Source organism: Paenibacillus tyrphae (assembly GCF_024158745.1).
GTDB classification, from domain to species: Bacteria; Bacillota; Bacilli; order Paenibacillales; family NBRC-103111; genus Paenibacillus_G; species Paenibacillus_G tyrfis_A.
Genome location: NZ_JAMZAW010000032.1, coordinates 73,462 through 92,738, shown reverse-complemented (window position 1 = coordinate 92,738; position 19,277 = coordinate 73,462). Strand labels below are relative to the sequence as shown.

14 protein-coding genes and 3 pseudogenes are annotated in these 19,277 nt (G+C 40.8%); 11 read left to right on the top strand and 6 right to left on the bottom strand.

The genetic code is table 11. The features are described 5' to 3' along the window. Window positions 1–132: 132 nt before the first annotated feature. The 3 genes and pseudogenes from NI000_RS32400 to NI000_RS32390 form a co-directional block, all read right to left on the bottom strand. Complete coding sequence (locus NI000_RS32400) at window positions 133–654, bottom strand: GNAT family N-acetyltransferase (protein WP_088831618.1); 522 nt, start codon at window positions 652–654, stop codon at window positions 133–135. A gap of 669 nt (window positions 655–1,323) precedes the next feature. Beyond that, window positions 1,324–1,689 (bottom strand): annotated as a pseudogene (locus NI000_RS32395) (arsenic resistance protein); the annotation flags it as partial. A gap of 85 nt (window positions 1,690–1,774) precedes the next feature. Further along, window positions 1,775–1,972 (bottom strand): annotated as a pseudogene (locus NI000_RS32390) (ArsR family transcriptional regulator); the annotation flags it as partial. A 114-nt stretch (window positions 1,973–2,086) separates the two neighbouring features. On the opposite strand from NI000_RS32390, the gene NI000_RS32385 reads away from it, so the two are divergent. The 5 genes and pseudogenes from NI000_RS32385 to NI000_RS32365 all read left to right on the top strand — a co-directional run bounded on the left by NI000_RS32385 (window position 2,087) and on the right by NI000_RS32365 (window position 6,460). Continuing rightward, window positions 2,087–2,785, top strand: coding sequence for a DUF4386 domain-containing protein (locus NI000_RS32385; RefSeq protein ID WP_010500212.1), 699 nt, complete (start codon window positions 2,087–2,089; stop codon window positions 2,783–2,785). Window positions 2,786–3,064: 279 nt separating this feature from the next. Next, entirely contained in the window at window positions 3,065–3,445 is a 381-nt protein-coding gene (locus tag NI000_RS32380; protein WP_253415448.1) for a hypothetical protein, read from the top strand. Window positions 3,446–4,398: 953 nt separating this feature from the next. Then, a pseudogene (locus tag NI000_RS32375) lies at window positions 4,399–4,746 on the top strand (sigma-70 family RNA polymerase sigma factor); the annotation flags it as partial. 221 nt (window positions 4,747–4,967) lie between these two features. Beyond that, window positions 4,968–5,261 carry a hypothetical protein gene (locus tag NI000_RS32370; RefSeq protein ID WP_253415447.1) on the top strand — a complete coding sequence of 98 codons (294 nt, stop codon included), beginning with the start codon at window positions 4,968–4,970 and terminating at the stop codon, window positions 5,259–5,261. Between the two features lie 575 nt (window positions 5,262–5,836). After that, the gene (locus NI000_RS32365; RefSeq protein ID WP_253415446.1) at window positions 5,837–6,460 is read left to right on the top strand and encodes a hypothetical protein; all 624 of its coding nucleotides are present in this window, start codon (window positions 5,837–5,839) and stop codon (window positions 6,458–6,460) included. Between the two features lie 55 nt (window positions 6,461–6,515). Here NI000_RS32365 and NI000_RS32360 read toward each other — a convergent pair whose 3' ends face one another. From NI000_RS32360 to NI000_RS32350, 3 genes are read right to left on the bottom strand one after another with little or no spacing between them, the layout of a single operon-like run. Further along, window positions 6,516–7,442, bottom strand: coding sequence for a tyrosine-type recombinase/integrase (locus NI000_RS32360; protein ID WP_253415445.1), 927 nt, complete (start codon window positions 7,440–7,442; stop codon window positions 6,516–6,518). A gap of 12 nt (window positions 7,443–7,454) precedes the next feature. Then, a complete protein-coding gene (locus NI000_RS32355) occupies window positions 7,455–8,549 on the bottom strand; it encodes a tyrosine-type recombinase/integrase (RefSeq protein ID WP_253415444.1) in 1,095 nt (364 codons plus the stop codon). A gap of 4 nt (window positions 8,550–8,553) precedes the next feature. Beyond that, window positions 8,554–10,062 carry a tyrosine-type recombinase/integrase gene (locus NI000_RS32350; RefSeq protein ID WP_253415443.1) on the bottom strand — a complete coding sequence of 503 codons (1,509 nt, stop codon included), beginning with the start codon at window positions 10,060–10,062 and terminating at the stop codon, window positions 8,554–8,556. Window positions 10,063–10,857: 795 nt separating this feature from the next. Here NI000_RS32350 and NI000_RS32345 point away from each other — a divergent pair. From NI000_RS32345 to NI000_RS32320, 6 genes are read left to right on the top strand one after another with little or no spacing between them, the layout of a single operon-like run. After that, a complete protein-coding gene (locus NI000_RS32345; protein WP_253415442.1) occupies window positions 10,858–11,922 on the top strand; it encodes a restriction endonuclease-related protein in 1,065 nt (354 codons plus the stop codon). After that, complete coding sequence (locus NI000_RS32340) at window positions 11,919–15,008, top strand: pPIWI_RE_Z domain-containing protein (RefSeq protein ID WP_253415441.1); 3,090 nt, start codon at window positions 11,919–11,921, stop codon at window positions 15,006–15,008. Before NI000_RS32345 ends, NI000_RS32340 begins: the two co-directional genes overlap by 4 nt. After that, window positions 14,983–17,460, top strand: coding sequence for a pPIWI_RE module domain-containing protein (locus NI000_RS32335; RefSeq protein WP_253415440.1), 2,478 nt, complete (start codon window positions 14,983–14,985; stop codon window positions 17,458–17,460). Before NI000_RS32340 ends, NI000_RS32335 begins: the two co-directional genes overlap by 26 nt. Window positions 17,461–17,475: 15 nt before the next feature. Beyond that, on the top strand, window positions 17,476–18,429 hold the full coding sequence (locus NI000_RS32330; RefSeq protein ID WP_253415439.1) for a 3'-5' exoribonuclease YhaM family protein: 954 nt from the start codon (window positions 17,476–17,478) through the stop codon (window positions 18,427–18,429). After that, the gene (locus NI000_RS32325; RefSeq protein ID WP_253415438.1) at window positions 18,426–18,635 is read left to right on the top strand and encodes a hypothetical protein; all 210 of its coding nucleotides are present in this window, start codon (window positions 18,426–18,428) and stop codon (window positions 18,633–18,635) included. Before NI000_RS32330 ends, NI000_RS32325 begins: the two co-directional genes overlap by 4 nt. Next, complete coding sequence (locus NI000_RS32320) at window positions 18,632–19,207, top strand: ribonuclease H1 domain-containing protein (RefSeq protein ID WP_253415437.1); 576 nt, start codon at window positions 18,632–18,634, stop codon at window positions 19,205–19,207. Before NI000_RS32325 ends, NI000_RS32320 begins: the two co-directional genes overlap by 4 nt. Window positions 19,208–19,277: the final 70 nt, after the last annotated feature.

Here is a 19,277-nt window from a genome sequence, read left to right as displayed (position 1 = left end):
ATGTAGATAGTTCTTGACCGGAACATCTTATCTATAAAGGAATCCCGGTCGCTGATCCAACAGGAACTAAGATTAATTACCCATGTTGAGGTCTGACGATCAAAGAACACACTAAAAGTTTTGTCTGACTTATCACTCGTCAAAGTTATAGCAATACCCCTTTATTAAGATTCCTGTCGCAGGGCTAAAATCAAGCTCTTGAAAACGAGTAAAGCCAAGACGCTCATACAGGTGCACAGCGGAACGCATTTCGTCCTTTGTATGTAATCCTATTGTCTTTTCACCGTTAATACGAGCGCGTCGTATACATTCCTGTATGAGCGAAGCCCCTACACCCTGCCCGCGCGCCGACGGGAGTACAGCAAGCAATCGTAATTCTGCCCAACCTGGATTGCGAACTACTCTTTCATTTGCACTAGATGTCGAGGGATACAATAGAACACTTCCTACGATATTTCCATCAAATTCAGCGACAATCCGCTCGACAAACCCCTTTGTTTCAAGTGTTGTCAACAGTCGCCGATAATACTCTTCGCGCATTGATTCTTCCATTCTTTTGACATATTCCACATATGCCTCTTCAACTATAGCCCGTATTACGTTTTGCTCAGACTCCATGGCATCTCGAATAAGTATCTTTTTGATAATATCCATCTTTTTTTATCTCCTTTACTGATTAAACATTAACTTAACTATGAAATTTAGTTCATTATAATGGTAGGTTAAGGATGATTTTAATTAAAGTATCCTGCCCATTCGCTTAATGCCGCCCTCAGTCTACAATTTTATTTTCGCGGAAAATTTCGAATTATGTTTCGCATCACTTAATTTACACGCTTTGAATATCTGATAAAACACATATTTCATGGGGTATCCTGGATGGGATGCAGAAACAAGAGCAAGTATCATGCGATTCATACCCGACGCTTATCTTAATGAATAAAAGACGAGTAAGTAGGGGGAAACGAGTTGTACAAGCATGGTGAAGATTGGCAATAGATTGTATGTGAAAACTGTTATCTAATAATAAAGTCGTTTAATTTAAGAATTAAGTTGTTTAAAATCGGCCAGATCGTTGAACAAACGGGCAGGATAGCTCAAAAGTTTCGCGAACACCCTACACATGGAACTATTTACGAAGTTCGTGAATAAGACATTATGTGAAACTCCAGAAAACCAGATTAGGTGAAAACTAAATGATGAAATCACTCATTACCTTCATGCTAGCCATGGTCCCCACATTGGCAGCTATATATTTATTAATTGATTTCTTTCCTTACACAGGGCTAGGAAGAATTATTACGATACCGGTTACATTATTCATAGTCCCGCCGCGTATTCGGCATCCCCTTTGCACAAATCGTTCCACACGATAACCATTGCAATACAACGGGCTAAACCGATCATAATCAGGCCGGCCATGTATTCCGTATAGCCTTGGAGAAAAATAATGGCCAAGAAAAACATTAAGAGCGGGCCAATGATCCAGTTTTGAATCAATGAAATGGTTAACCCCTTGCCATTTCGGAAGACACGGTCGATTTCTTCGTATCGTACCTTCGCCAGCGGCGGATACATCATTAAAATAAGACCAAGAGCAATCGGTATGGAGGTGGTTTCGACTTGAAATTCATTCAAACCGGCGACAAAGTTCGGAAATACGTAGCCCAGGCCAATCCCTATCGCCATCGCAACAAAAATCCATAACGTCAAATAGCGGTCCAGAAAAGAAAGCTGCTTTCTCTCTTGCTTGCTCAGCTGCTGTACACCCCCTTTACTCGCATGTAACCGTCAGCCCTTGTTGCTCTAATTTCCGCAGCTCCTCGGATAGATCAGGCAAATGGGACAAGGCATAACCAATTTCCTCTAACCGTTTCTCTTTGATCGAATAGAACACCCATTGCCCCTTTCTCGTTTCGCGGACCAGTTCAGCCGTTTTCAGACGGCTTACATGTTTAGAAATGGCTGGCTGTATCGCTGTTCTCTTCAATGGCGATAGAGGCCTAACCATACTAAAGTATCTGTTTTATCTTACCTTTTCCTGTCATATTATTATAAAAGTTAGGTATTATAGGGAGGTTAAAATATGTTGAGGAAGAGTGCAAATTCAGGTAGAAGGTCTGCAGTAATTACTGGGGTGTTATTAATAACTGGGTTGGTTACAGGTATATTTAGTGTTGTTCCTGTTATAGATGGAGCAGACTACCTTGTCAAGGCTTCTACAAATGAAAATCAGGTACTTGTAGGAGCGTTTTTCCAGTTGTTAATGGTTGTTGCATATGTTGGTATTCCTATTTTGATGTATCCGATTTTAAGTAAGCATAATAATGGTTTAGCTCTTGGATCTGTTGCTTTCGGCATCATTGCGGGTGTGTTCATTATTTTTGGTGTAATCATTCTTCTGTTGCTATTGACATTAAGCCACGAATTTGCAAAAGTTGGAACTCTGAATGTATCGTATTTTCAGACCCTGGGTGGATTGTTACGGGAAGGACGTGATTTGGTGAACCATGTGGCAACGACACTGGCATTTGTTTTGGCTATGCTCTTGTTTAACTGCATATTTTACCAAATAAAATTAGTTCCACGTTGGTTGTCAGCTTCGGGTCTTATTGGGTCTACATTGTCCATATTGGCAAGCTTATTATTTATGATTCGCTTCATCGGTCTGGATGCAACCTACATGATGTTGAACATTCTGATAGCCTTTCAACAATTGGTTTTGGCTATATGGCTAATCATTAAAGGATTCAACCGGGCGGAACAGGATTCTGTATCCAATTAAGATGAATGCTCTAGAAAAGAAGGTGTAACTAATGTAGCTTATTTGGGTGGATTCAAGGTTATTTGGAACGGACAGAAGCGAAAGAAATGAAATATGCAATTCGGTCTAATACTTTTACCAATTCATTGTTTTAAACTGATTAGTTAACTCCCTTGATTTGATTACTTACGCAGGTTCGTGTATTCGCAGGATAACTAAGAAAAGCTGCCTCTTTTTAATGTAGAAATAAAGTCGAGAGACTTGCAGGTCTTAACTAGCATTTCATGAGGGGTGAGTTGAATGTTTAAAGCTACAATAGAAGGAGAAAGTAGGCATGAAAGCGAGTTTGAAGATAATCTTGATAAATGGTTTGCTTCTTACAAAAAATTGTACAGGGAAAGAAACGAAAAGTTTATGAAGCAGCATGGATACGTGAAAGGCAAGGAGAAACGCAATCAAGAACATTTTAAGTGGCTGGTCCATTATCAAATTCAAGGATGGAGTTTAAGGCAAATTATCCCAATGAATAATAAAGACGCAGAAGTTGAAATTCATTATAATGATGTGATTGATGTTAAAAAAAGTAAGTGGGTTGTTATACCCAATTTAAAAACCCCAAAAGTAGACATAGAAAGAGCTATTGCCTCTTTGATCCTATCTCTTATGATGGTGGGAGTATAATCGAACTTCAGTTTAGATATGTTTTAAAGGATGGAACAAAAGGAACAAAAAGTTAGCAATTTAAGCGGGGTAGATAGAGAAATGTTAATTGTTTAGTAAGTGTGTTGCAAATTTGCAACACCTTTTGATTCTTACGATGGAAAGTCCGATGATAAATAAATTCATTAAGTTTTCTAAGAAGAGTTGTGGAAATTTCCCTTACTTTAGATAAGTCCAGCTAGTACTTTTAATCTCCAACTAGTTTAAAAATATAATACCACATAAAATAAATTATGTTGCAAAAGAGAAGAAACAATTATTGGTTCAAGAATAGATTTTGTGACCGCTGCTCTTAGAGCTTATTATGATGAGAGACGGATATTTTCTCTGGTGCTGCTTTAAACAACAAGGCAATATTTCTAATGAACTTAAGGGTGTTTTAGATAGTATAGACACAAAAGATTTGCTGTTGTTCTGGGACTACTATATATCTCAAGATGTTGGGACGTAATGAGTTGTTTCATTGTTCCAAACAGTTTTTTATCAATAATTTAAGTGTTTTTCTGCGGGATTTTTATGTATTTGACGAAACATTGAAGTAGGTCATCATTATTCACGAACACCAGAATGAAAATGGAGATAATGGGTTCGTCATTAAGTTAGAAATTACGTACCGTTAAAATAGGTTATGATTATAATTCATTGATTTAAGTATAAGAAAACGTTATCTGAGACATTGGGAAAATAGTAAGGAGGGTAAAAGCTTGCCCTCTTTTTTGATGTTCAATTATTTTTCTGAAAGTATTCCTTTTTTTCTACATTCTCCCTTTGCGGGGGAGTGTCTCTTTTCTTCGGTTGGATGTAAACTTTTGTGTACAGGCACTTCCGGGCTTTCGCCCACATACACTAATACTAATCTTTGCACGAAGACTTCTGAGACCGTTGATCGGCAAACACCTTAGGGGGTGGCTGGAATGCCCGGATTGTTTAGTGCCGTAGCTTTATTTATTAAACAGCTTACTTTGCTCGTTTCCTATGTAAAAAACAACGCGTTTCCCCAGCCCTTGGCGGAGGATGAAGAAGACAAACATTTGAAACTGATGGCTCAAGGCAATCAACACTCGCGCAACGTGCTCATCGAGCATAACCTTCGGCTTGTCGCGCACATCGTCAAGAAATTCGACAATACGGGTGAGGATCTAGAGGATTTGATCTCCATCGGTACGATCGGTTTGATCAAAGCGATTGAATCGTTTTCCCCCGACAAAGGGACCAAGCTGGCGACCTTCGCGGCGCGGTGTATCGAGAATGAGATTCTAATGTCATAAGTGTGCATCGTAATTTCAACCCTTCATTCGTTTAGCCACATCTCAGCATGTGGCTTTTTCGTGTAATTAACAATGATGAAGAACGAAGTTTGAAAGGAATTAATCAGTGTGGCTATCGAGTATATGGACTAGTTGTTGATCTTTTCGAGCCAGCCTTTAGATTTATAAATGGGTAAGTGGTAAAATAATAATGAGGTATAGGAAGGAGTGAGCAGATGGGGAATTCAATAAAACTGCATATGATGAATGAGCCGTATATCTGTGCAGTCATACGTGAACTACAGATACTGGGGTACCCTGAAAGCAAAGCAAAAGAACTCCTTGTTCGCCATTACCGGGTTATCAAACGCACTATGGGATTTGGGCCGAATGCTAAGGAATTCGCTCGAGAAGTTGACGAAATTCATAAAGCGCTTCAGAGAAAATATGATCCGAATGATCCGAACCAGATATATATTGGTGATTTACGAGAGCGTATAAAACTGCATAAGCCATGTTGGTGGGAATAAATACGACTTCCTCTATTCTAACGAACGTACTCATCAGATGGCGTTCACGATCAACAACATGGCTCGATTTCATTAACAGGGTGGCTCTCATTCATTAACTCATTGGCGCTCTGCGCCGAAATATCCAGAGGAGTGTTGTAATGATTCTAAGGAATTCATTTGCATTTACGATTAGTGAAGAAATGATGGAAAGAATTAATCAGTGGGACCAGTGTAAAGCAGTCGATGTTAGCGGGGCCAAGTTTGCGTTTACCTTTATACCATCGGGCCTTGGGACTTATATTATTGTCAAATGTGATGTGTGTAAACGCGAACTTCATATTCCGGATGACCTCGAGTAAGTCCTTGATAGTTCTTTACCAAGGTTATCAATTCAGTATTTGTGGCTTGTTTGACATAGCAAATGGATACAATCAAAAAAATAAGAACATGTATTCTGTATTTGGTTTAGAAGGAATTTATATCATTTGTCGAAGTGTGCTTTTCAAGATCAGGTAATAAAAATCATACAAAATGACTCAATTCATATTCCCGTTAATATACGGCGAGAATGGTATTACTAAGGTGGTGAGATTGTGATTGAGTATAAAAAAGATAACTTGAAGGAATCCGAGGCCGAGGCTCTAGTCAATACGGTGAATTGTGTAGGAACTGAAAAGCCACAGTTAACTCGTGCAAGAGCTTTGCTGATTATGCTAATGAATCTTTATGCTGCGCCGGGCTACAAATTATCAATGTTGGAAATACAGAAACTTGCCTACTTTTTGCAAGAATGTGGTGAGGATTTAAGACTAAGATTTGTAAGCGCCCAATATGGACCGTATGCAGATAATTTAAATCATGTTCTTCAAAGGCTTGAAGGACATTATATACGGGGATATGGGGATCGAAATCGAGATGCTGAGATTTATCTGTTACCTGAAGTAGCAAGGGAAGCTGAAGAGTTTTTGAAACAGTTAAACGATGAAAATACGGATAAAAGACTTCAGGATACCAAACGAATTATTGAAGGGTATGAAACTCCATACGGACTTGAATTGCTGGCTACAACCGATTGGATTATTAAGCATCATCCGGATGCTAGGCTCGATGTAAAACGTACAGTTGAGTATTTTAGAGCATGGAACGAACGTAAAAAGAAAGTGTTTAAAGAATCACATGTCGAGATGGCTTGGAGACATTTAACCGCCATAGATTGATTCTACCAAACGATGCGAATGCCCTTTCCAAATTAGCTTAGGAAGGGCATTTTATTTAATCTTCATCTAATATCAAACTATCCGAAATTGAGAGATATTCCAACGTGGTACCTAACAGCTCATGCCTTAATTGTTGCTGAATTGCCCTCAAGTTTGCACCACTTTTAAGCATCAGAAACCCAGTAGTTCTTCTGAGATCATGGGGAATGACCTTTCTATTAATCCCGGCTTTTTCAGATATAGACCTGACTATAGATACCAATTTATTATTCGAGAGTTTATGTTTTTTTCTTGAGAATACTTGTGGACTAAAATCTTCTTCTATGGTTTCCTTATATTGTTTGAAGTGTTTCAGTTCAGTTGTTAGGAACCCAGGAATAGCGATTCCTCTAGCGTTTGTTTTTTGACCTTTATTTATTATCACCATGTTGTTTTGAAAGTTGATCTGCTCAAATGAAAGGCAACATATTTCATTGTTTCTAAGTCCGGTTGTAATGGCTGTCCAAATCAACAGATAATAATATTTGGAAAAGGGCTCTTCTAGAAGAGCTGCTTTCAGGAGGTCTTTACACTCAACTTCAGTCAAGAAATTAATATTTATATTTCGTTCATAATATTTGTTTGTATAATGGGCCATGGGGTTGTGGCTTATCATATTTACTCTATCAAGAAAGTTGAAAAAACTCTTCAATGAACTGATTTTATTGTAAATGGTTTTGTTTGAAAGCCCTGGATTGGATGTTACAAGATATTGAACAAATTGATCAATGAACGATTTATTAATCGGTTCAAAATCATTTGATTCAACATAATATGTGAATCGGTCAAAATCTAGATTACCTTCAAAACCGCTCTCCAAAAGATATTCCTGAAGTGTGGCGAGAACCTTTATGGTTGTCAAGTATGCTGGTTTCTTAAGGACAGAGTGTTCTTTCCAAGTTTTAAAATAAATCGAGTCAAATATGATCCCGGAGAGTTCCATTCAGACTTCACCTCAATCAAATAAATTTGCTGCTAACGAACGAGCGAAAGGATGTTTTTCGATTGCCTGCAAAAGCATGCTGTTAAAGAGTTGTAAATAAATGGTTGTTGTTTTTAATGATTTATGGCCAAGGAGTTTCGAAATACTGACAATATCCACGCCCTCCTCTAAGGCGAACAATGCGAAAGAATGACGTAAAGAATGAACAGATAAACGCTCTTTCTTTTCTGGAGAAATGGTCTGTGCCTCAGAAATTAACCCATCTAACATCTTTTGGATTGTACTGTCACTGATTGGGGTAACTCCTTTATCAGTTGAAAAAACATACAAATTAGTGTAATTAGGCTGATTCTTAAGTGCTCCATATTTAAAATTTACATATTTTTTAAGAAGTTCTAATGATGTAGCTGTAATCCTCCGCGGAACTTTTTGAAGTTTATTTCCTTTAACACGAACTTCTAGGTTCTGTGAGTTGTAGCAAATATCTCTGATTTGGAGTTGGGTTAACTCGTTAAGGCGAATACCGCTGCCAAGAAAGGTCCATAAAATGACAAAATTTCTAAAACCATCGTTGGTCAGACGCGATAAGTTTGTAATTTCCTCAACTTGTTCTTTCGTAAAAGCTTTTGGCAGATCTTCATCAAACTCAACCTGAACTATCAAGGTTTCCTTGATTTTTTTAATATCTATCTCAAAAAATCGTGTAAAGGTAACAGTAAAGAAGTCCCTTAAAAATGAAGCTTTTTTTGATCGAGTATTTTGAGTTTTAACCGGCTTAAGGTAATCCAGTAGTACTTTGGGATGCTTTTCGAATGAAAGCAAGGATGGAGCTTCCGGCAGCGAATGAATGAATGAAACAAACTGGTTCAATTCAGATCGATATGTTTTTTGAGTAGCTTCGCTCTTTCTTCCGAATTCAGAACTTTGTAAATACCAACTTACGGCTTCTTCAAACGTCACATCTTTTGTTTTTTTTGGCTCCTCAACGAAAATAAGATTGCTTCTTTCTAGAGCTTGTTTCATATGATCATGACTGTTGGTCGCAGCAAGGTTTTGCAATTGGACCATTAGATTAGCGATAGGTGAGTTACCTTCTACTTTGAACATAAAATCATCTCCATATAGAATCGATTTTTTGCAATGCATTTTTGAGTTCCTGATCTTGTCTATGCAAATACTTTGAGGTCGTCTCAAGTCTGTCATGTCGAGCTAGACGTTTGATGATTTGCGGATGAACGTTTTTTCTAAGGCTAAGTTTTGTGATAAATGTATGTCTGAACAAATGAAGACCTCCAGGGAAAGTCCAGCCGGAAATCAATGAGTATAACTTGTACTTATTTAACATCTTTCCATAAAAGACTCTTTTTGATTGGTTTCCCTTAAAAACCGCTTGTTCGTCTGAACGAACTTTATATAAAGCTTCCAAGTATTGATAAAGCTTACCCGGCAAGTGCAAAGGCACAGGTTTTCCGGCTTTACCTTTTCCTCGGATTTTGATTATCCTTGCTTGGAAATTGATATCATCCCAATTTAGACGCTCGGCTTCGCAGAATCGTAGTCCGAGATGAAGAAGAGATCCAAAAAATGCTGTATCATACTCAGGATCATCCGAGTAACTAGCTATAATACTGAAGAAATCTGATAATTGATCTTTACTGGGAATATCACGATGCAAATACCTCTCTGCTGAAATTCCTCTTATTGAACCGATATTCTTTGGGATAATTCTGTTGTCATATAGATACTTAAAGAACGTAATCACACAGTAGAATTTATTGCTGACAGTAATTTCGCTGTAAAGGCCCTTTGAATGGCAACGTTTAAGGTGATTCTCAAATTCTAAAATATGGTCTCTTTCAATTAACCAAACAGGAATCGAATTCGCTGAGAATTCATTGAAACTAGCGTGATTATCAACAAGCCAATTTAGAAACAACATTACGGCGCGATTTACATCCTTCGTATGCCCTATTGTACAGCCTTCGGATTTAAGCTGGTCATTGAAAGCTTTTAAATACGGATGCAGTTCATGATCCCCCAGCTTAGTTCTAGTTTTTTTGCTTTGCTTGACTATATTGTATTTTTCGCCTGGGAAATAGAATTTAGCGAATTGTAGGAGAAAAGATTTCTCTAAGGCTGAATTGACGTATTTCAAACAATACTGAAAATTCATTTTTGTAATATCTTGATCATTTAGCTGCCAAACCGGTTTTTTAATGTATGTAGAGATGCGCTGTTGGAATTCCATTGCTACTTCGTAGAAATTATAAAGTGTGATCGGTGTCTTTGATGTCTGGATCCATTTCAAAATTAATTTAACTTTATCCAATTTGATGTTTGGCTGAATTACCTGCTCCCACAACCAATCAGAGATATTTCTTTTAGGGTGGGGCGCAGCAGTTGAATCATTGTAGTCATAATTAAATAGTGTGTCCATAATATTCCTCACTTTGCTCTTACTAACGTCCCAAATGGCGTCAGTTGTAAGATGCTCATCGTGAGGATTTTTTATTCCATTTATAAATTCTTCTGTGGAAGAAGCATTCCACAGAAACAATTCTGTTCCTTTCCACAAATCGTTTTGTGGCATATGGCTACTATTCAATTCATTAATTTCCATATTGAAACCTCCTTAATGTGGGCTCGCACAAACTTTCAAAAAATTAGTAGACAGAGGTGAGAAAATGGCAAAAGTAGAACCGACCAAAATTGTAGTAATAACAGGGGATAATCATAAAAAGTCACTCTGGTCAGCAATAGAGCTGTTGAAGGCTAAAGTTACGGTCGAAAATGTCGATACGAAAATCGGATCCAACAGTTCCGTTAACATTCTGAAACGTGTTTAGTTTTTGAATGATACATTCCTTTTTTCTTTGATCTTGTTTTTACGAGAGCCTTAATTGCAGACTGGACATTTTGTTGAAAATGATCGCCTTTAATACATTTGATTTGCCTAGGTGTAACAAGCCCCATAAACATTACCTCTTTCAAAAGGCATTAGAAAAACAAAAAAGGGACCCAAAGTACCACAGTTACCTGTGGAAATTCGGATCCCTTTCGCCGCGTGGCCAGAGACTTATATTCATTAACAGTTAAACCATTAAGAATTCAGCAGAGGAATTCTCCGCGATACCTGTAAAACAGGGGAAAATTCTGCCAATGACACTGCCTATGTTTCATACTATAAAAGATTGTTGGACATGTTGTCAATGTCTCCACGATAGGGAATACAATAACTCAAGAGTTTAAACGGCTAAGATAATTAGTCGTTTATTTGTTTGGAACATTTGTTCGTTGACGATATTTGGTCAATGCTCTTTGATATAATAATCCCAAAGAATCAATTTATTCGGTAACATTGAAAGCATGATTTGATGGGAAAGTGGTCGACTTATCTATTTCAGGTGGTGCTCAAATGGAAAAAGATCAAGCAGTAAGAGATTGTCTACTGAATGTAATCGCCGGTTTGGAACAATGGGGGAAAGAACTCGGTGAGCCGCCGGCTCTGTTGCGTCAAGGGCATATGCAGTTTGTTCGCCTACTAATGTTGGAGGGAAAAGAAGCTCCAATTGATTTGCCTTCGCTGATTCAATTGTTGCAAAAACCGGCAGAAGAATGGGGGATTTCAGTAGCCGGTATCTATCCGCAGGAAGCGCCGCTCTTGATTCCTGATCTGGGCCTATCGCCAGATGCTTGTGATTTTAAATTCATGTACGATTCACCGGAAGAAGCTCAGACACAAGAAATAGTAGAGATATTGCGCTACTGCCGGGGGACAATGCCTATGTTAGAGGAGAAGTACAGGAAACTTCGAGCGTTCCTTATCACCAATCCGGTGATATCTTCCTACCGTTTAATGGAGTTTGGGCTGGAGCTTAAGGATCCGGAACTGATGAAATGGCTAAGCCGCTGCTATGAAGAAATAACGGACGATATAGAACGATATCGCATATGTCCACGATGCGGATGGACGCTGGAGTTTCGAAATAATCACTGGCAATGTGGAACCGAAGACCTTTGCGGGAAAATCGCAAGTCGCGGAGAGCTTAAGAAATGGGAAACCCCGGAGCCGATGCATCGATTGCGTTACGGAATTTATCGTTACACCATGCTGCCAGGGCTGGCGGAACTTGCAGCTAAAGCTTGGTTAACGAAGAATGGCTACAAGGTTACACTCTTTCCGCAAGTTGATCGCTTCGATCTGGCTGTTGAATTGGACACGCATATCGTTTATCTGGATATGAAAGATTTTAAGCATCCCCTACATCTGGCTAACTTCTTCAATAAAATGCAACCCCACCAACTAGAGAAATATCGAGACTCACATGTGTATATTGTCATTCCACAATACCGAACGAAAATATACCCCGGTTATTCAAGGCTCGTTACACAAGCACTCATGGCCCATGCGAGTCATCTGAAAGTCATAAATGAGCAGGTTGTTCAGAAGCATTTGGCAGGGGAGGCAATGAACAGATGAGAGTATCGTATTGGACCTATTTTGAGCAGTTTCTTTCACGTCTCCTGCCGTCTGGATTGCCGCGGCAAAACATTGAAACCATTTATACTGTCGAATTATTCGTCACGGGATGTTTGATGATCGATCCTGCTATTGATATCCAAGAGGGATATTCGATTTTATCAGGTTACGATTCTCCTATTCTTCCTAAGCATGCTTGGAAGGAGATTGCGCACCGTCTAAGAGTCTTATTTAGTTCTATTCGCTCAAGGATGACATGGGACAGCTTATTCGAACGATATGAAGAAGTTTCGGATGAATATAGATTATACGAAATCGACGGTAGACATTGGAGACTCCGGACTCCTGCGTTGTACTCCGATCGCAGGAAATGGTACACCCAATTATTAGAACAAGCTGTTGCCCATCAGTCAAAAGACATACGCTTTGCTACATCAGGCAAGTTCCACTACAACAAATGTAACCAGGAGCAAGAGTCCATTCGTTATGGCGGAGCAATTCCATCGCCGTTGGATAATACGCCAACATTTCCGAGATACAGAACCAAGGGGGAATTTACACTTCAACTTGGGGACGAATATACTTATCAGACAGAGGGGATGCGAGAAGCTTCGGTAGCCTCAGAATGGAAGGAACGGGCAGGGATTGGGCTTAAACTAAAATCATTGACAAACCCCAGTGTTCGACAGTTTGAGTATAAGGGCTTACAGCATATCGTGGGGGGACTGGGGTCGGGTAAATCGACACTTATGGTGTTGGAGACGGATCGATTAGTCCGAGAGGGAGCTCGTATCGGATTTATTGAGAGCAGTGTACCCCAAGTATTAAATCGGGTTAAGGAACTTCGTTTATTGGGCATTAACGCTGTTCCTGTAATTGGAAGATCGGGCCGCCGTAAACATCAGAAAGACTATATATCCGCCCGTCGCCATCAGATTCGGGATGTAACGGATTGGGGGCAGGACTCTTATCTGGAACTCCGACATGTATCCGATTTTTGCATCATTCATGCTCTTGCCAATGACCACGAAGACACGACGGATTATCCATGCCGTCAGTTAATACAGCAGGAGAAAAAGTGCGTATGCCCCTATGCTGCCAGTTGCGGAATCTATCGCGATTTCGCAGCCCTGATCCATGCGGAAGTTTGGGTTACAACCTCAGCAAGCATATTGAAATCCAAACTACCGATTATGCTGGACCCTTATGAAAGAACAATCTATGAAGCGATGTATGACTTGCTTGATATCATTTTCGTTGATGAAGCCGATGCGGTTCAGAAGCAATTCGACGATTCCTTCGTCTCCGAGATTGCTTTGTTTGGAAACTCCCAGCACCTCTTTGAGAAGACCTTGTTAGAATCTTTCCGTAAAACGATAGGCCATTATGGCAAGTACGCCCATGACGAGGTTGTACAAGATTGGATGGATGTCCTTAATCGCCTTGAAAGCACCATCCGTCGCGGCGTATATCGTACATTGAATTTATCGCCAGAATTCGCTCAGTTTTTGTATCGGAAGTTATTACGGCTCTCTACCGAAGCTTATCGCATCAGTGGTGCTTTTGCCAAGGATGAACAAGATCGGGAGAGAATCGAACAGGAGTTGCGTAACTATGCGGACCATCCGCTGGAACACCATATCTATGCAGATGTAACGAAAATGCTGCAAGCGCGAACAATGAAGGAGCGGGAACAAGCTTTAACTGCCATTCTCCATAAGTTGGGCGGTGAGACAACCCCCATAGGAAGATTGAAGTTCCCGGTTCATTCGTTGGAATTATATCTATGTCTTGCACTTATCGATCATGATATACAAGTGTTCATGGATCTTTATCCACTAGTTCAAGCCAAGTTGGGGAAATTATCTGAATTCGAAGGACTTTACTCGATTCAACGTGAATTTTCGGCAATTATGAAAGAAGCGATGACTGGGCGTATGACCGGGTATTTGTATGAAGTAAAACCTGGAAATGAAACAGGTACTTTCAAAGCTGTTCAATATTCAAGTGTCGGTCGTCTTCTCCTTGAAGACTGGAAATCGATCTATGCTGGAATTGATGGATACGAAGGGCCTGCGGTTGTTCTGCTTTCCGGTACAAGTCTGGCTCCTGGGTCGGCGCATTATCATATTGCCTCGTTACCCGGGTGGCTGTTGGAATCCAATTTGGGTGTTCCAGTCATTCACCAGGAATATTATCCGGTCTATGAACACGGAAAGGAAAAACCTATCCAAATATCTGGTGAGATTGAGGATAGGAGAGAACGAAATTTACGTGCGCTAACCGCCAAGTTGATGTCCAAGATTGAACAAGAATTGATGGAGTGGCGTTATGCTGGAGCTAATCGTAAAGTACTGTTGATTGTCAACTCATATGAAGACGTTGTTGATGTCGGAGCCGTATTTGCATCCCATTCTTCTTGGAAAAATAGATACCGCCAGTTAACGAGGAACCCGGATCCATTCTATGAAGCCGAGTTTTCAAGAGCAGAATTAGAGCGGTTTGCTAACGAAAACGCTGATGTGCTGATCGCCCCTTTACTTGCGATAAGTCGCGGTTACAACATTCTGGATGATACGAAAGGTTCATTATTTGGATCGGTGTTTTTTATGATACGTCCATATCCGATTCCGCAGGACATGACTTATCTAATCCAACTTTTGCATGCCAAACTGCCTGACTTCATTGAACGTGCCGATTTTGAAGGCAAGCTTTATAGACAGGCACTGGATTTAATTCGCAGCGAAAGTAATAGCTTACTTCATCGGATGTACCGTAAACCAGACTATTGGTCCGTACTAAATCCTGTGGAGAGAAAGACCATAGCCTGGTATACTTTTATCCCAGTCTGGCAAACGATTGGAAGGCTTCTTCGCAAAGGTACACCGGCCAGAGTGTTTTACTGTGATGGTAAATTTCTAGCTCAGCCCATGCGCACGGACGTTGGGGAATCGATGTTAGATTACTGGCTGAAGATCATGTTGGATCATGAATCAAATCCAGCATTTCGCAGTTTATATGGACCTTTTATAGACAGTATGAAAGTCATGATGGAAAGGAATGAGACCGATGAGTCGGACTGGTAAATTACTGCAGCTGTATGCTTTCGAGAGTGATCAAAATGCTTGGAAGAATGAGCAGATCTATCTTCTGGATATTCCAACGGTTTGGCGAGAATTTATTCGTCAATTTTATAATGGCGTTAAGCTGCCCTTTGCGATCAAGCCCTTAGGTAAAAAACTGCAGAGTATATTTCCACAGATCGTCTCTGTCAATAACCAATTTTATCTGGAAGAAAAGCGTCCGTGGCTCATTGCAACGCAGCCTGTCCCGGTTGAAATGATCCTATTACTCGCTAAGGGATGGATGAACCAAATAGCAACTAGGCAAGGCGTAGCTGCACCGGATGATTTTGAAACGAGTACAATGGGCTGGCGAAGCGAGAAGGTGGATTCCATCGTGCATCGTGACTCAAGGTTAAAATATGAATTGTTCCCAGCTCTTGTTGCCCATCAATTTTGCTTGAGTCCGAAGCAACTACTGCTTGAGAAATGGGATGAGCCAGTTGAGCTTACGTTCTCGCAGGTATATGCCACGCAAAAGGCTGAGTGCATGTCACAACCCATATCCACAAGATCCGGTACTTTTTCTTATGTCGTCCGATTTCGGTTACAATATCGAGCTGGGGAGCCGGAACGCCTTCTATTGATGGTTTCGGCTGGAATAAGGCGGTTTATTACGAAACCACAGGAGACCAAATATCTGAAGGGCGGCATCAATAGCACATTATTGGTTTCCATGGACAATCCTTTTATAAAAGGCCAGGGAATGGGATTACGTTCGTACGCGAGTTTATCCTTCCGCAGAGAGGGTGGAACCGAGCCTTATACACGTTGGTCTGAAGGGCTCGACGAATTGTTTTGCGATGTCTTATGGGGCAATCCATTATCGACTGAGGATATCTTAACAAATCCAGTCAAGTATCACTCAGATGGCTCCCCTAAGATATGGATAGTTCATAATAATCGAGTCTTTAATAATTCCCTTTATATTGAAGCGGGAATCAGTATTCAGGAGAAAATGAGATTTTACGAGATGGTAAGGGAGAATTTATCCGACTGGAGATCGCTTACGTCGTTGCCACTTGTACCCAAGCCGAAGCGAGAAGTGACAGCAAGGCGAGTGAGAGAGCAGATCCCATCTGTATACTGCGGTCACGATAAAGATTTTGTGCTTGAAGTGTGGGGACCAGACTCTCTTTACCAATGTCTCGTCGAAGCATTGAAGACTAAAAAATATAAAGGAAAGTTGCTGGCTGAACAAGTTGACGGAGAAGTTTTTAGGTTGAACTCTTCCTCTGGAAACCGCATCGTTATTGTCAAGTGCGACAGAAGGGACTATGTAGATGGCTTGGATCGCGGAGCGTTTAAGAATCTGGCAGATGAACATCGAACCAATAAAATCGTCCGAAGCATCGAACATGTTAAAGCGAGTCATTTCATAACGTGCTCCTTGATCGAGATATTACCTAAAGACGACTGGAAAAAGCTCGGTGAAGGAACAGATCCCAAGCAAGCCGTACGCAAAGGGTTTCAATTAACGGGGAGAATCACTCAATTCGTCTATCCAGAGAAAGGTGCAAAAAAGTCTAAACGTAAGAAGGATAAACCTGAGTCAAGCTATATTCACAAAGTCTTCAACTGTATTTTGGATTTATTGGGGGATGCGGGAGTTATCGATTACAAGGCACATATGGATGTAAATGAACAACGCCCAATCATTGCCTATGATTTGGTGTCGGGTGATAAAGGAACTTATGCGTTTCTTACGAAATTTGAAGACGGTGTACTAACGGTAAAGAGCCGGGGCCTTGAGGAATGGTTGACTTTATCGGAGGCTGTGTTACAAACAGATCAATTTGATCCGCTTCCCAAAGCCCCGGGTGCACAAAAGAAAGAAATAGCACGCTGGTTCGGAGAGCAGTTAAGAATGGAACGAATGAATGGCAAGGAGCCGATCGTTTTAGTTGAAGCGGAGCTTCGTTATAAAGGGTTGGAGGGCATTCAAAACAACAAAATTGTCTGTGACAAGAACCCTGACTTGCCTGGATTGAAACAGGACGATCAGGGGATAACCGTTATTCGTGTCAATTCCAATGAGGATGTTCCAGCTTACGGTTTTCGTCCCATGTCTTTCTCTATTGGTGTTTATTCCGATAACGAGTCAGGACTGTATTATGGTGTCGGAACCAAACCCAAGACCCAGATGAATATTGCCAAAGCCATGACCAAGTACGATAACCCAGAAACGGCTTTCCAACAACCCCGAGTTGTGGAATATATGCCATTAGGTCCGATGGATAGGCAAGATCGAGAGCGCTTGGCTTGGATGGTACATCGCTTACGTGAAGTGTGCATTACCTTGGAATCGACATCGGCACAGCCTTATCCTTTGAAAATGACGAGTACGATAAAGAAATACTTAAAATTTAAGGAGTATGAGGTTACTGAAGCAGAGGCAGAGTTTTTGGAGTTGTAAGCGGGGGTGCATAGAATGACAATGATTAAAGAACTGATTACGAACGATGAATTCGTCGGCTTCTATTTGCTGAAAGAACTGGAGTTGAAGCAAACTAACACCTCCCCGGCAAAGGATTACTTCGATTTGGTGCTGTGTGATGCCAGCGGACAGCTGCCTGCCAAGTATTGGGATGTGAAGGAAACGGAAAGAGACAACTTTTCTCCGATGACGCTTGTCAAGGTTCAAGGAATCGTTCAGTTATATCGGGAAAAACCGCAGGTTAAGATCTCCCGGATTCGCAATGTAAGGAACGAGGATGGCGTGTCTCTAACCGATTTTATTCGAGCTGCACCAATGGGATCTACGGAATTAATAGAGGTCATAGACAGAGTCGTTGAGAGTATTTCGGATGCGATGACTCGCGATATTGTAGGCTTTTGCGTTGATAAGGTGAGAGAGAAACTGGTTCATTATCCGGCTGCCAAGATGCATCACCATGCTTACTTTGCGGGCTTGGCCTATCATATCGTACGTATGCTGGAGATAGGAGGGTTCCTTTGTAAGCAGAGACCATTTCTAAATGCGGATATGATCAAAGCTGGGATTATCTTACACGATATCGCAAAGCCAGAGGAAATGATCGCTCATCTGGGGGTCGTGTCAGACATCCAGGGAAAGTTGATTGGCCATATTGCAATGGCAGCTAGTTGGATTACAGAAGCTGCATTGCGGCTGGAACTTCCGCACGATTCGGAACAAGTAATCGGATTGCAGCACCTGATTCTCTCTCACCATAACCTTGGGGAATGGGGAAGCCCAGTACAGCCGCAAACAGCTGAAGCAGTAGCGCTTCATCATATTGATGCATTGGATGCCAAACTCCAGATGGCGGAGGACGCACTGAGTGCCACTTCGGACAAAGAGTTATGGACACAGCCGGTCCGAGGGCTGGAGAATAAAGCGTTGTACCGGACGCCACTCCTATGAAAATAACACGGCAAGAATTTGAGAAGATCTTTAGGAGGACGAATGCTTCCTGGTCCTACGAAGATGCTGAACTGAATGACGAAGAAAAAGAACTCATATGGAAGAGGCTTAATGAAGAAATTACCGATGAGGAGTTCAACCGCGCCCTACTCGAGAAAAAGTCGAAGAGACCTGGAGCAAAAACCAGTGGGGAGGAAAATCCATGAAAAGTAAATTCTACGTCGTTGTAATGGGTGAAAATCCAGGAATATATAACAAATGGGATGGAGGAGCCAAACAAAACGTTGAAGGATATACAGGGGCTGTCTATAAATCGTTCTCAACGTTAGAACTGGCAGAAATTTGGTGGACGCAGATGTCCCCAGAAACACAATCTCCCAACTATCATTTTGATCAATCAGAGATTTTTACAGAAATTCAGTCTATTGAGGCAGAAGAAGAACAAGGGCCTTATTACACCTATCTAATTATTGATCCTCGAACACAGATGCCCTTTTATGTTGGACAAACCCATGATATGGAACATCGAAAAATCAGCCATTTACATGATTCTTACAAACATAGAGCCTATAAAAAGTGGATTGCCAGTATCCGGAAGGATGGCCTCGAACCGGAATTCCAGATCGTTGATACCCAGCAAACAAAAGCAGATTCCCTGCGTTCAGAAACCGAATGGGTAAAAAAGCTTGCATACCAAGGCATCCGTGTCTTGAATGGTTGGCGTGAACATAAGGAATGGATCGATTTAATCCTTAGAGAAAAAAACAGTAACCAATAAAAGTCGCATGGCTACATCAAATAATGGCTTTGCGGCAAAATAGCGGCAATGGTATAATGTTATTGAGGAA